Source organism: uncultured Mucilaginibacter sp., assembly GCF_903913935.1.
Taxonomy (GTDB): domain Bacteria; phylum Bacteroidota; class Bacteroidia; order Sphingobacteriales; family Sphingobacteriaceae; genus Mucilaginibacter.
This window is the reverse complement of record NZ_CAIWNH010000208.1, coordinates 1-14,546: the sequence shown is the minus strand read 5'-3', so window position 1 is coordinate 14,546 and position 14,546 is coordinate 1. Positions and strand designations below refer to the sequence as shown.

Sequence of the window (14,546 nt, the reverse complement as noted above, 5' to 3'; positions counted from 1 at the left end):
CATCGCGTGCTTCAACATTGTATTTAACTTGTTTTGCCATGATTGTGTTTGTTTGAATGTTTTAATGTTGTAAAGTTGGAATGTTAGCATTTGAATATTGAAAGGCAACTTTACAACCTTTCAACATTACAACCTTTCAACAAGGTTTATAATACCGCGTAAATATCAGATTCACGCATAATTAAATACTCCTTGCCTTCATAGGTGATCTCAGTACCTGCATACTTACCATATAAAACATGGTCACCAACTTTAACGGTCAAAGGCTCATCTACTTTTCCGTCGCCTACAGCAACTATAGTTCCGCGCTGAGGTTTTTCTTTAGCAGTATCCGGAATAATGATCCCGGAAGCAGTTTTCTCTTCGGCCGGAGCAGCTTCCACTACTACCCTGTCTCCGATAGGTTTAATGTTTAATGACATAGTTATACAATTATTTAATTTTTAGAAATAAATTTAAGTCCCGACTTCGCCGGGCTGGTCTGCCTCCCATTCCTCATCAATTATGCCAAGCAAAAATATCCGCCTTAATTGACATATAAATGCTGTTTTATTGTCAGATTTTTCAAGTTTTAAGTTTTAACTTAATATTAGCTTAAAACTGAAATGCCATCGTGTCAGTAAGGTTTTATAAAGCGGGGGCAAAAAAATAGCCCCATATCAACAGAAACTGCTACGGGGCCATTTTAATATATTTTTGAAAACCTTACTTTCCCTTTTGAGCAGGGGCAGGTTGATTGTTGGCAGGTGTTTGTGCAGGAAAACTTACCGGGGCCGCAGCAGGAGCAACCGGTTTTGATGCGCCTTCTGTTTGCTCTTTAAATTTATTTACGGTTGTTTGCGTACCGCCTTTTACGGCCACATTAATTGCCATCGATAACACGATAAGGATGATAGCAAGTCCCCAGGTTCCTTTTTCAAGAAAATCACCGGTTTTTTGAACGCCCATCAGTTGCGATGAACTTGAAAAATTTGACGATAAACCGCCGCCTTTAGGATTTTGTATCAATACGATCAGTACTAATAACACACAAACGATGATCGCGATGATCAGTAATAACTGGTACATTATATTATTTTAATTGGTTTTCTTTTCTAACTGTTCTATTTTGTCTGCAAAGTAACGGCTTTTTTCCGGAAATTTCAACATCAATTTTTTATACGAGGCAATGGCTTTATGATAAAGCATCTGGTCGGTATAAATAGCAGCCAGTGTTTCGGTTACCAGTTCGTCCCTATCTTCCGAGCTTTTTTTCGCCTTGTTCTCATTATCCAGCTTATCACTGCTTTGGGGCCTGATCTGGGGCTCTTCCTTTATAAAGCGCTCAATGATCACATGTTCTTTCCGTTTAATGTCATAAGGGGCCTTTGGAGGCGCCGCACTCTTGTCCAGGTCGTCAACAGTTGTAATGTGAAAAATATTCTCAAAATACTGCTGTTGCAGTTCATCTGTAAGTTTTTTAGGCCTTTTGCCTGGCTGGGTATTAGCGGCCGGTGGCTTTACATACGGCTGGTAAACTGCCGAATGTTCTTTGCGCGTTTTATCCAGCCACCACAAAAAAGAATAAGGCAGTTTCTCGTCGTTGTATTTTGATACGTCTGTTTGTTCGGCGTCGGCTTGCCCGTTAGCAGCGGCCGCCGGCGAAGCTTGTTCAGCTTCCTCCTCTTCAGGGTCGGCATGCGCACCAAATTCCCGGTCAAATGAGAAAAAACTATCCCCCGTGGCTGGTTTATAGGTGGACCGATCGCTAAAATGAATATTTTCTATCCCTACAATCTCATCATAGGTTTCATCAATATCTTCGTTTACCGGTTTCTCCGTATCCTTGGCCGCTTGTTCCGTATGATGCTCTTCAGCGGGGAAGGCTCCCGGTTCAAACCCTTCCGTTTCGTCAATAATGGCAATTGGTTCAATATTTTCGGCTGCTTCTATTTCGGCCACCGGCTCAACATTTTCAATTGACGCTGCTTCTTCTATTATTGCAATTGTTTCAACATTTTCAGTTGCCAATTCTTCATTTATTTCAGCAACAGGTTCAGGTGCAGATACTTCAGGAGCAATTATGGTTATTGGCTCTTCCTGCGCCAAATGAATTTCTTCAAAAATTTGCGGCGCTGAGTTCGTCTCATTTACAGCTATTTCCAGTTGAATGACCTCTTCATGATTTTCATCACCGATCTGCTGCGTCAAATGTGGTATTTCGCTTTCAGGGATTACTGATTCAATCAGTTCATCCTTATTTTCAGCAAAAGCATCTTCTATGTGCTGCGTTGGCAGTGGCGCCTCCGTTTCGTTTGCAACTGCTTCAGGAATGAGTTGTGGCTCCCGTTCTTCTGCAGCAACATGCTCAACTGATTCTATTCCGGGTTCTGCAACATTATTTTTTTCGGCTATTGGTTCACCCGGATGCGTAATTTCCTCATGCCCGGCAGCATGTTCCGGTGCTGAAAAATGCCCTGGTGGCGGCAGTTCAGTATCAACCAACACAGCAGCATGATTGGCCGGTTCTTCATGGATTTCACTTTCCATCCCATTATATATCGGCAATTCAACATTTCTATCGCTAAAATGGGGTTCGCTTTGCTGAAAGCCGCCATTTATAGAAATTCCGCTTTGTATAAAGATCCGCTCATCAGGTACCCCCGTAAAAGTGGAAGGCGCATTGATCAGTTTAAATAACGACTTCGGGTTAAAATAGGTCGAAGCCCGTTTTAAATTTTTCTCTTCGCTGGCATGTGCCAGCAATGCCTGTAGAATTCCGCTTTGTGGAAAATCATTTACAAGCCTTTGTAAATTATAGGCATATAAATGGGCATCATTTGCCGGATTGGCTAATAATGTCCATAAAAACTCATTCTGACTATTTGAATATTGCTCCACGTGCTGAAACTACGAATTGCTTACCAATTTGCAAAGGCCTTATTAAAAATATCTTCTGTTAGCTGTTTATTAATAGCTGCAATCAGGGTTTGTTCCTGTGTATTTATGTCACCGCTAAAATCCTGGTATTTTGTAAAAGACTCTTCAAAACTATCATTGTCTTTTTTTCCTTTTTCCAATAAGTTCTCATATTTTACCTTTATCGTAATGGTTAAACGGCTGGCGCCTGCAATTGGCGCCACATTATTTGCCGTGGCATTGATAGATACAGGCGCGATGCTATAATCAGTAATAGCGCCAGACATAATAGCATCGGCCTCACCTTGTACCACAGCGAGCTTGGTTGTATTACGGATCCGGGTTTTCAATGCTTCGGTAAAATTCGTACTCAGATTATTCACCACCAGTTGGGCATTATTCTCAAAAAATTCAACCCTTATGGTTTTCATATTGACCGGGATCGACGCGCCGCTTAATTTTAACGAATAACTGCAAGATGAGCCAATCAAAAACAAACCGATAACAACCAATAATAATCCGGGGATCCTCTTCATCTCAATTATAAATTTAACTCTTTTATTTTACGGTACAAAGTCCTTTCAGAGATCCCCAGTTCGCTGGCGGCAAGTTTACGTTTTCCCTTATGTTTTTTTAATGCCTTGCGGATCAGGTCCGACTCCTTATCAACCAGCGAAAGTGATTCTTCAACCTCTTCTGCGTCATGCGTAATATTATACGGATTGGTATTGATATTATTATTGGTAACGGGTTTTTGTAAAGTAAATTGCGGTTCGTGATTACCCGGCATTTCAATATCCCGGTATAATTGGTTTATTGATTGTGCATTGCCTGAATGATTGATTGAAACGCCCCCGTTTTCGATAATATCGGCCACCAATTTTTTCAATTCCACCATATCCCGTTTCATATCAAACAACACCTTGTATAAGATATCCCTTTCTGAAAAATCTTCTTTTTGCTGGTTATCCAGTCGCATAGGCAAATTTTTGCCGGTTTGTTCAGCCGGGATATAGGATAAAAGCGTTTGGGCAGTGATCACCCGGTCACGCTCGAGCACTGCAAGCTGTTCGGCCATGTTTTTTAACTGCCTGATATTGCCCGGCCACGAATAATTGATGAGCACCTGTTGTGCTTCCTCATCCAGCTGGATAGGCGGTGTGCGGTATTTATCGGTAAAATCCGAAGTGAATTTTCTGAAAAGCAAGTAAACGTCTTCCTTTCTGTCGCGCAATGGCGGGATGCGTAAGGGCACAGTATTTAACCTGTAATACAAATCCTCCCTGAATTTACCATTTTTTACAGCCTCGTAAACATCCACATTGGTGGCAGCAATGACGCGAACATTCGTTTTTTCAACTTTTGATGAACCTACCTTAATATACTGCCCCGATTCAAGCACCCTCAATAAGCGGGCCTGGGTGCCCAGGGGCATTTCAGCAATTTCATCCAAAAATATGGTGCCGCCATTCACGGTTTCAAAATATCCTTTACGTTCGCCAACGGCCCCGGTATAGGCCCCTTTTTCGTGGCCGAATAATTCTGAATCTATCGTTCCTTCGGGGATAGCCCCACAGTTTACTGCAATAAATGGCCCATGTTTACGCGGGCTGATCTGGTGTATAATATGCGAAAACACCTCCTTACCACTACCGCTTTCACCGGTAATCAATACAGAAATATCCGTCGGTGCCACTTGTATGGCTATATTTATTGCCCGGTTAAGCAATGGCGAACTGCCTATGATCCCGAAGCGTTGTTTTATTTCCTGTATCTCCATTGTGTTATAATCAAGAGTCAAGAGCCAAGAGCCAAGAATCAAGATTCAAGAGTCAAGACAAAAATGACCTTTGTTTCTGCTCTAAAATCCCCTCTAACTTAATAAGACTATTCAGCCTCAATTTTATTTTAAATTATTTCAAGGTTCTAACGAACCACATTCCCTATCAATGTTGCAGTAGTACTTTTCTCTATTAAAACATTTACATACTCACCTGGTTTATAATTTTCACCTACCGGGAAAACCACCATCGCGTTATTATCGCTTCTGCCGCAATAATCATGGTCTGATTTTTTTGAAAAGCCCTCGATCAAAACCTTTTGTACAGAACCAACCTGCGCCTGTAGCCGTGAGAATGAGTATTGCTGTTGTTTGGCAACTACGTCTTTCAGGCGCTGGCGTTTTACCGCGTCAGGAATATCATCAGCATAACGTTGGGCTGCCAAAGTACCCGGGCGTTCGGAATACATAAACATATAGGCAAAATCATATTGCACATAATCCATCATACTTAAGGTATCCTGGTGCTCTTCATCCGTTTCGCTGCAAAACCCTGTGATCACGTCGGTTGAAATAGCACATTCGGGGATGATCCTCCTGATTGCGTCGATCCTGTTGATATACCAGTCGCGGTCATACGTACGGTTCATCATTTCCAGCACACGGCTGTTGCCCGATTGTACCGGAAGGTGTATATAGTTGCAAATATTGTCATGCTTTTTAATGGTATACAACACTTCGTCGGTAATATCTTTAGGATGGGAGGTTGAAAAACGCACCCGCAGATCGGGGTTGATCAATGCAACTATTTCTAAAAGGTTGGCAAAGTTGACGGTAGGAGAAGCCTCACCTAAATCCTCTCCAAAGGAGAGGACTTTTTGATTCGTTTCAGCTAAAATCCCATCTTCAGAACCCTCTCCTTTGGAGAGGGCAGGGTGAGGCCTGGCGAGTGCCACCCATTTATACGAATCCACATTTTGCCCCAGCAAGGTAACCTCGCGGTAACCCTGGTTAAAAAGGTCGGTGCATTCTTTAACGATGGATTGCGGGTCGCGGCTGCGCTCGCGGCCACGGGTAAATGGAACTACGCAAAATGAACACATGTTGTCGCAACCACGCATAATAGAAACAAAAGCATTAATGCCATTGCTATTGAGGCGTACGGGGCTTATATCCGCATAAGTTTCTTCCCGTGATAAAAGCACATTCACCGCTTTCTGTCCACTATCCACCTGGTCTATCAGGTTTGGTAAGTCGCGGTAAGCATCAGGGCCCACTACTACATCCACCAATTTTTCTTCTTCTAAAAACTTCGACTTTAAGCGTTCGGCCATGCAGCCCAAAACGCCAACTACCAAACCCGGGTTCTTCACCTTTGCAATGGTAAATTCGCGCAGGCGGTTACGGACGCGCTGTTCAGCGTTTTCGCGGATAGAACAGGTATTGATAAATATCACGTCGGCAACATTAAAATCCGGAGTGGTTTCATATCCCTGGTCCAGTAAAATAGAAGCAACTATCTCGCTGTCAGAGAAATTCATGGCACAGCCATAACTTTCAATATAAAGTTTCCGGCCATTATTTTTAGCCTTTTTTGTTTCCAATACCAGGGCTTCTCCCTGCCTGCTTTCGTCGTGCACTTTATCTGCAATTGCCAGATCCATCATCTATATAAAAAATTGGTTTGCAAAAATACATAAAATTTAAATACATGATGACATATTGTCAGTAATAACAAAATCCTTACATACTTGTTATAAAACCTGTTTAATAAATATCAGTGGAATCAATAGAAGCAAAAACAATCAAAAAAATCCGTAAATGGCCCTTTGTTTTTTGGGTAATTATCCTCCTGATCGCAGGGGTGGGCTATTATTTCTATAATCAATACGTTGCCTGGAACCGTTGGAAGCCCGTGTTACAAAAACGGTTGAAAGAGATGGTACTCAGTTCGAGTGACAGCTTGTATCATATTGAATATTCAGATTTCGACCTGAATATCACATCGGGCAATGCAACGCTTTCTGATTTCAGGCTTATTCCTGATACATCCGTTTATGAAAAGTTAGTACGGCTAAAAAAAGCTCCAGATAATCTTTTCATCCTGAGTGTTAAAAAATTGTCCATCAAAAATATTGGCGCCCGTAAAGCCTACTATGATAAAATACTGGATATAGACAATATCACCATTGAAAATCCAAACCTTACTATCATTGATAAACGCTATCACTTTAATGATACCGTTAAGGTAGGCAAGCCAAAAACGCCTTATCAAATAATGAAAAAGGTATTTAAACAATTGCGTATCGACTCGATCTCATTAAAAGATATCAGTTTAAATTATATCAACAAAAACAAACCTGTAACCAAACAGACTGAACTAAAACACCTGGATATTGATATTTCGGATGTTTTTATTGATTCATTGTCTGGCTCTGACCAATCGAGATTTTATTACACCAAAGGGGTAAATGTTACGGTTCATGATTATCATATCGCTACGCCCGACGGTTTATATGATGCCAGGGCGCATACGATCTATTTTTCTACCTCCGAAAGAAAAATTGTATTGGATAACGTTTCCCTTTCACCCAGGTACAACCGTGATGATTTTTACAAGCAAACAGGGAAAACGGGTGACATTTTTACCTTAAAATTTAAACAGATAGATATAAACGATATCGACCTGCAGGATTTTTTACGTGCCCAGGTCCTGTACGCTGGCGTAATGAACATTTACAAACCAGATGTACAGATCTATACAAATAATGCTTACAAAGGAAAAAATGGAATAAAAATAGGAATGGATCCGCAACAGTCACTCCAAAAAGTAGCGCTGGATATGCGGATCAAACGGATCAACATTAAAAATGCAAGGATCAGTTATTCGGAAACCGATAAGATCACCAACGCCACGGGTGAAATTCTTTTTACCCATACCAACGGCTATATTTTAAATGTAACAAACGATGATGATCAAAAAAAGCGAAATCCCTATATGCGGGCCTTTATCAATACCCGGTTTATGGACGCCGCCCCGTTCAGCGTAAATTTTAAATTTAACCTGGTAGCAAAGGACGGCGCCTTTAATTACTCGGGCGAATTGGGTAAGTTTGATGGAAAGCTGCTGGACAAACTGGTAAAGCCTTTGGCCATGGTACATATCCAATCGGCCGATATTGAAAAACTTGATTTTAACGTCAACGCCAGTAACTATGAAGGCAAGGGAAAGCTTACGTTTTATTATAAAAACCTAAAAATCCAGCTGCTGAAAAAAGTGGAAGGAAAAAACGAACTGCAAAAACTGGGATTTTTTTCGGCCCTGGCTAATAACCTGATCCTGGAGAAAAACAACCCCGGTAAGGACAGCGTATTACGACCCGGCCCTATTGATTTGAAGCGCGAGCCGGATGTATCGTTTTTTAGCTTTTTATACAAGGCTTTACTGGATGGTTTAAAGCCGAGCGTGGGTTATGATAAAAAAACCGAGTCGCAGGTTAACACTACTATCGTAAAAGTTAGTAATTTGGTAAACACAATTAAGGAATTTAAGGAAAAACGAAAAGAACGGAGAGCAGTGCGAAAAATGGCGCGGCAGGCAAAACGGGATTCATTAAATAATATAAAAGAAAACAAGGGTAATTAATGGCTTTAAACCTATTTAAGCGTAAATGGCATAAAACTACAGCGGTTATTGTTGCAATCCTAATTTCCCTTATTTTAATTCTTTCCCTATTCATTAACAGCTACTGGTCACCGATATTATCGTCAAAAGTGAAAGAAGTAGTGTTAAAGAGCAGCGATGGCCTGTACACCGCAAACTTCTCTTCTGCCGAACTTCATGTAATCCGGGGATCGATAGATATTTTTAATATCACCTTTAAACCCGATACTGCTGTTTATAACCTCAGAAAGAAACAAAACCTGGCGCCAAACAACATGGTTGAGCTTCATGTAAAGCGCCTCACTTTAAACCATATACATCCTTTTAAATTATATTTTCAGCACAAACTCGAAATTGGCGAGGTTTTGATGGAATCGCCCGTGGTGAAAATAAGCTACCGGTTGAATCACAAAAAAGACACTGTGTTAAAAAACAACAGCACCGCCTGGCAAAAAATATCAAAAAACCTGCATTCCATCCAAATCGGCAGTATTCTTTTAGGGGATGTGAAACTAAAATATGAAGATTATTCGGGCGCTGATTTAGCTACTACTGAATTTAAAGAGATGAATTTGAGCGCAAAAGACCTGCTCATTGATTCTACTACCCAAACAGACAAAACGAGGTTGCTATACTGCAGGGATATTATTTTAGAATTGAATAACTATGCCGCGAAATCGCCGAACGGGTTGTATACCTATAAGTTTGATCACCTTAAATTAACAACGCGGCAATCCCGGTTAAATATTGAAGGTTTAACGCTTACCCCAATAAAAACCAATGCATTTTTTTCAAAAAGTGATAAGGACAAGTTTACCATGCGGCTTGATTCGTTGCAATTGGATCGGTTTGATTTTTTAAATTACCACCAGTACAGGCTGTTTACGGCATCAACATTATCGCTAAAAAAGGGGAGCATTGAGGTTTTTGGTAACCCCAATCATCAAAAACCATCTTCAGACAGGGTGGCCACTTTCCCTAATGTCGGGCTGTTTAAAATAAATGCCGATATAGAGATAGATACTGCCCTACTTCAGCATATTGATGTATTTTATAGTGAATTTAATCAAAAATCAAATAAAACAGGCACCATCTCTTTTAATAATACCGATGGCCGTTTTCTGAATATTACTACCCGGCCAACCGCATTGCAAAAAAACAACATTTGCGCAATTGACCTTAATACCTGGTTTATGAACCAGGGCAAACTTGATATCAGGTTTGCTTTTAATTTAACCGATGCCAACCATTCGTTTTCCTATAAAGGCCACCTTGGCTCCCTTAACCTGAAAGTGCTCAATTCGGCTACCCGGCCCCTAACGATGATCAAAGTAAACTCAGGTACATTAAAACAATTTGATTTTGATATCAACGCCAACAGTACACAAAGCCGGGGAAAAGTTACCATGCTGTACAATGACCTTACCGTAAGTTTATTGAAACCAGACAGCGTAATGAATAATTTACGGGCCCGGCCGATTGAATCGTTATACGCCAATGTGTTTATCTTAAAGCACGATAATCCTGATAATGCCGGCAGCATGCCCCGGTCAGTGTTCGTTACAGAAACCCGTCCGCCGGAAAGCCCGTTTTTTAAATTTGCCTGGAAAACCCTGTTAAGCGGCATAAAACCGGCCATCGGACTCGACCAAAAAAAGCAGGAGGAGGTTGTTGCCAAGGTGAATCAAATGGCGATAAACAAACAGGACCGCCTTGTAAAAAAACAGTTGAGGATACAACGGCGTGAAGAACGCCGCAAAAAGAGAGCGGAAAAAGCAGTTCAACAAAATAAAAACTGACACGCCTGGCTAACAGTTTCCCCGCATAGTTTTTAAAATCTTCTCCGGCCGTGCAACACTTTTGTAGTTAGTTACATCTTATCATCAAAACAATTATTATGAAAAGATTAACCTATACTATTTTTGCGGCAATACTGGTTTTTGCCGTAAGTTTTAAATCCTCGGCCCAATCTGGCGAAAGCCGGCAGGTTTCGGGGTTTCACAGCATAGCTTCCGGGGGGCCGTTTAATGTGCACGTGAAGATCAATGGCACTGAAAGCCTGAAAATTTCGACCAGGCCAGATATCATCAAATTGATTGAGACAGTTGTGGAAGATGGCACATTGAAGATCAAGTTTAGAGACCATTTAAGATCCGGTGAAGGAGATACCGACGGTCCTATAGATATTTATGTAACCGCTAAATCGCTTTCAGCGTTGGTTAATTCGGGTTCAGGCTCCATCAGGGTTGTGGGAGCGGCGGTAAGCGGCGAGAATGTAAATATAGTTTTAAGCGGGTCAGGCGATATCGAATCCGCTGTTAAAACAGGCAACCTGCATACTACCATCAGCGGCTCAGGCACTATCCAACTTAGGGGCTCAGTAAATGAAACCAAAGTTGTGATCAGCGGATCAGGCGAAATGAAAGGGAAAGAATTAAAAACCAATTCTGCTTCTGTGGTAATTTCCGGCTCAGGTAACGCTTATTTAAATGCTGATAAAACAGTTTCCGCACATATTGTAGGCTCGGGCAACGTTGTTTATTCTGGAAATGCTACCATTACCGACAGCAAAACGGTAGGCTCAGGCAGTGTAAGTAAGGAAGATTAGCGGTTGGAGATTAGAGATTAAGGAAAATAATAGAAGCCCGGTTGAAAGTTTTTTCAACCGGGCTTTTGCTTTAATATTGATTGACAGTGTATCCCGCCATAATATTCAATTGGGAACTTCCAGCCCCAATGACCAAATGACCAAATGACCAAATGACCAATGACTAATGACTATTGCAGCAACAGCTTCAGGTTAATACCGAAAGTAGTAAAGGCAGTATTAAAGGTCTGCGAAGTATATGGCCTGGTGATGTTTGAATCGTAAAACAAATTAAGGTTGAAATGCTGGTTGATCACATAATCAATTGATGGCCTTACGGTAATATTTTCAGCGCCCGACGATACCTGCGCCTGTTGAATATCGGCCTGGTAAATCAGGTCTTTGGTGCTTTGGAGCGAAAAATCGATCTTAAAGTTAACATCATTTTTTGCCCGGCTGCTAAACAAGCCAAACGGGAAATGGAAATCTTTATCATGGTATCCCCATCCTAATACCAATACGTGCTGATCTTCCTCAGCCAGCTGGCTGTTTAAAACACTTAGACTTAACGAACGGCTTTGGCGGTATTCAACGTTTGCTGTCATGCTGTTTTTAAACCGGGCATTTAACCCCAGCAACGGCACAAATTGCTCAAAAATAGTAACTGTTGAAAACTGGTACAGCGGTAAAAAGTCGTTATTTGCATCTCTTGAACTTACGGCTCCGTTGGTTGCCTGGTATTGCAGCAGGGTGCTGTACCCGCTCACGTTGTATGACGACCGGTAACCATGCGTGATATCAAATGATTCAAACATTTCGGCAAAGAAAGGGATATGGCTTAAACCGTTATAGGTTACCTGCCAGTTTGGTATCGGGATTGCCGGGAACGGGCTTAAATTGACGCCACCTGCATTTTTACCTGTATATGCCGCAAGGAACGCAGGCACCAGCACATTTTGCGAATTGGCACTATACCCATCAGCATAGCCGTTGGTTGGCGGCCCTGTTGAATTTGGGTTTGTGACGCCTAATCTTTGTGAAATTACGGTACGGTTATTCTCAAATTGCTGGAAAGTTGGCGAGGTATTGTTTACCCCGCTGATTTTTTTGAAGGCTGTACCGATGGTCATATAAGAAATACTGTAGTCGCCTGTCGTAACCGGGTTGTAACTCTGTATCAGGTTCGATCCATCAATCGATTTAAAATTGGTTTGATAGGTATGGTCCTGCGTTTTGAAAGCGCTTAATTCTATCCGCAGATCTTTAAACGGCTCAATGGTGCTTTTAAAATTCAGCGCCTGATTAAAAGTGGTTACATATAGTTGATTTTGCAAAGTATCGGTACTTATCCAGCCGTGCGAAAGGGCCGTTGCACGCAGGTCGCCCTGCCCGCCCAGTAAAAACCCGATCCCCGGTGCGCCATAATTCATATCCTCACCTAAAAAGTTCGACTGCGGCAGGTAGCCAGGTATAAAGGTACCATCGGTCCGGGTAAAAGTGGCGCTCACATTTTTAATACTCGTTACCAGGCCAACCAAAAGTTTATTCAGGTTATCGGTATTATCCTTGCTTTTTGATTTTTTCACAAACCCGAACTTGTTATAAAGCATGTCAAAATTCAGGGTCGGGTTAATTTGGATGCTGCGCGTATTGTCAATACTGTTGCCCACATCAAATTGCGGATTATCAATGGCAAATAAAGGCTGCCCCTGCCAATGGAAAGTGGTTTGATATCGTGTGGTTACCCCTACCCAGTCCATCCCGGGGATCTTGTTTATTGGCGGTGTATAGTTAAAGGTAATACTGTGGTTGTAATTGGTTGTCCGGCCAAGGTTCAAAATGTTATGCCATAGGGTATCCATCTTTAATCCATTTAATGTGCCATATGGTTCATCAACAGTGGCAAGGTTTGTTGCATCAATGTCCATCGACAATGACTTGGTAATGTTCCACCCCAGGCCGTAAATCCTGGTAACCGTAAATGTTTTGTTAAAGGTGGTTGGAATCGGCACGGTTTCTTCCGGATCATTGTTCCGCGGAGTATTCTGCGAATAAAAACGATCAAAACTGATGCTGAAGTTTAACCTCGATGGCCATAAGCTCAAATTTATATCGCGCAACAAAGCCAGCGAATTCTTTTTGATGATCTTTGCAAATGGTGAAAAATATTTTGGCTGGTCGGTAAAATTATAGGCCAGCGCAATCTTATACGTTTTTTCCAGATCGTTCAAAGTTGAAAAATCGTGGTGGTCATATTCGCTGTAAGCAAAAGTAGCGTTAAAGTTTTCAAGGTCCCACACATGCGACGGGGCTTTTGCATCTACTTTCGATTTATGAATATTGGTAAAGTTGATACTCTTGCGCATGGTATAGTCTTCCGCAGCATTTTGTATGGAGTCGCGTTTCTGACTCGTCTGGGCAGCGTTTAAGGATTGTTTTAACAAAATATCGGGCGACGCGGGATCATACTCCGGCGTACTAACCTGTGTAGAAACGTTCACATAAGCCGGTATGTGAACGCCGCTTTTATCAGGGAAGAATTTCCCGAGTTCAACGTTCGCGGCAATGTTGTAACCTGTTATATCATTAAGGCTCCGATCTTCCATCCGCGAATCCAGGGCACCAAACCCCGCGGTAGTTTTGTTACCAGAAACGGTGATATCGGCAAAATCAGCTAATTTGGCATTGACCTTACCAATAGCGGCCCATCCACCTTTTTCGTTAAAATTTGTCGCGCGCATCTCATCAAACCATATTATTCCTGATTTAGCCATGCCATCATCCGTGCTGGTTGCTGACGAGGTTTTTATTGGATTACGCACCCCAAGCATAATGGTGGCTACCAGGCCAAGGTCAGGTTCGCCCACTATGGTAATGGTATCGCGCCCGTCCGAAACTTTAAACGGTAAGGTCAGCGGCCATGGCTGCCCGTGGTACCTGGCATTATTTCGCATAAGTTTGGCATTGGTTAGCTTTGCAAGCGTAATATCAAGCTCATTTGATGCCGGCCATATCGCATTCGGATCAGAGGTGCCGGGCTGGGTTACCTGCAGCGGTATTTCATATTCGTAATAGTTGTTGATATAATCAGCCCCCAGCCTGATAAAGGCATTCAAATCATTATTTTTTAAGGTTGATGTTGTTAATGCTTCAGCATGTATAAACATTTGCAATTGTTTGTACTGGCGCAGGTCGTTGTTAAATAACTTAAAGGCAGCTCTTGAATAGCCATCGCTCAGGTTGGTGATCTTCACGGATAACGATTGCTCATTCAGCCTGGTATTTGCCTGTAAATTACTATAATCTATCTGGCGGGTTATGCCGGGTGGCACTACATACGGGATGGGAGATTGTGCGCCATTCTCTTCAATATTTACCGTTTCCACATCAATGGTCGAATTATCCAGGGGCGCGTTGGCTACATCCGAAATTACATTTGATGGATTATTTTCAAGGTTAAATGCGCGCCATTCGCCGCGAACCAGTTGCATGGTGGCAAACCTCAATATGGCAGTATCAGCAAAATTGGTAAGATAGGTGCGCATGTACCGGATGGATTTAAAATCCTGGATGCCGCCGATGGCGCTCTGGTACGAATTGATGGGCACCCTAAACTG

Annotated in this window: 10 protein-coding genes; 3 read left to right on the top strand and 7 right to left on the bottom strand. The window is 42.0% G+C overall.

From position 1 onward, the window contains the following. Positions 1–146 precede the first annotated feature (146 nt). The 6 genes from groES to QZY09_RS07880 all read right to left on the bottom strand — a co-directional run bounded on the left by groES (position 147) and on the right by QZY09_RS07880 (position 6,345). Complete coding sequence (gene groES / locus QZY09_RS07905) at positions 147–422, bottom strand: co-chaperone GroES (RefSeq protein ID WP_096354737.1); 276 nt, start codon at positions 420–422, stop codon at positions 147–149. Positions 423–705: 283 nt separating this feature from the next. Next, complete coding sequence (secG, locus tag QZY09_RS07900; protein ID WP_295670668.1) at positions 706–1,068, bottom strand: preprotein translocase subunit SecG; 363 nt, start codon at positions 1,066–1,068, stop codon at positions 706–708. A gap of 9 nt (positions 1,069–1,077) precedes the next feature. Further along, positions 1,078–2,880: a hypothetical protein gene (locus QZY09_RS07895; RefSeq protein ID WP_295670665.1), complete on the bottom strand. Its 1,803-nt coding sequence runs from the start codon at positions 2,878–2,880 to the stop codon at positions 1,078–1,080. A gap of 20 nt (positions 2,881–2,900) precedes the next feature. Next, the gene (locus tag QZY09_RS07890) at positions 2,901–3,434 is read right to left on the bottom strand and encodes an LptE family protein (RefSeq protein ID WP_295670663.1); all 534 of its coding nucleotides are present in this window, start codon (positions 3,432–3,434) and stop codon (positions 2,901–2,903) included. A 5-nt stretch (positions 3,435–3,439) separates the two neighbouring features. Next, positions 3,440–4,678, bottom strand: coding sequence for a sigma-54-dependent Fis family transcriptional regulator (locus QZY09_RS07885; protein ID WP_096354743.1), 1,239 nt, complete (start codon positions 4,676–4,678; stop codon positions 3,440–3,442). A gap of 146 nt (positions 4,679–4,824) precedes the next feature. Beyond that, on the bottom strand, positions 4,825–6,345 hold the full coding sequence (locus QZY09_RS07880; protein WP_295670658.1) for a MiaB/RimO family radical SAM methylthiotransferase: 1,521 nt from the start codon (positions 6,343–6,345) through the stop codon (positions 4,825–4,827). A gap of 113 nt (positions 6,346–6,458) precedes the next feature. Between QZY09_RS07880 and QZY09_RS07875 the strand changes: the two genes are divergently transcribed. The 3 genes from QZY09_RS07875 (at position 6,459) to QZY09_RS07865 (ending at position 10,950) form a co-directional block, all read left to right on the top strand. Beyond that, complete coding sequence (locus tag QZY09_RS07875) at positions 6,459–8,324, top strand: hypothetical protein (protein WP_295670654.1); 1,866 nt, start codon at positions 6,459–6,461, stop codon at positions 8,322–8,324. A gap of 128 nt (positions 8,325–8,452) precedes the next feature. Beyond that, entirely contained in the window at positions 8,453–10,141 is a 1,689-nt protein-coding gene (locus QZY09_RS07870) for a hypothetical protein (RefSeq protein ID WP_295670652.1), read from the top strand. A 98-nt stretch (positions 10,142–10,239) separates the two neighbouring features. Then, complete coding sequence (locus QZY09_RS07865) at positions 10,240–10,950, top strand: head GIN domain-containing protein (protein WP_295670649.1); 711 nt, start codon at positions 10,240–10,242, stop codon at positions 10,948–10,950. Positions 10,951–11,120: 170 nt separating this feature from the next. On the opposite strand, the gene sprA is transcribed toward QZY09_RS07865, so the two are convergent. Further along, the coding region (gene sprA / locus QZY09_RS07860) for a cell surface protein SprA (RefSeq protein ID WP_295670646.1) at positions 11,121–14,546 on the bottom strand (3,426 nt) is incomplete at its 5' end.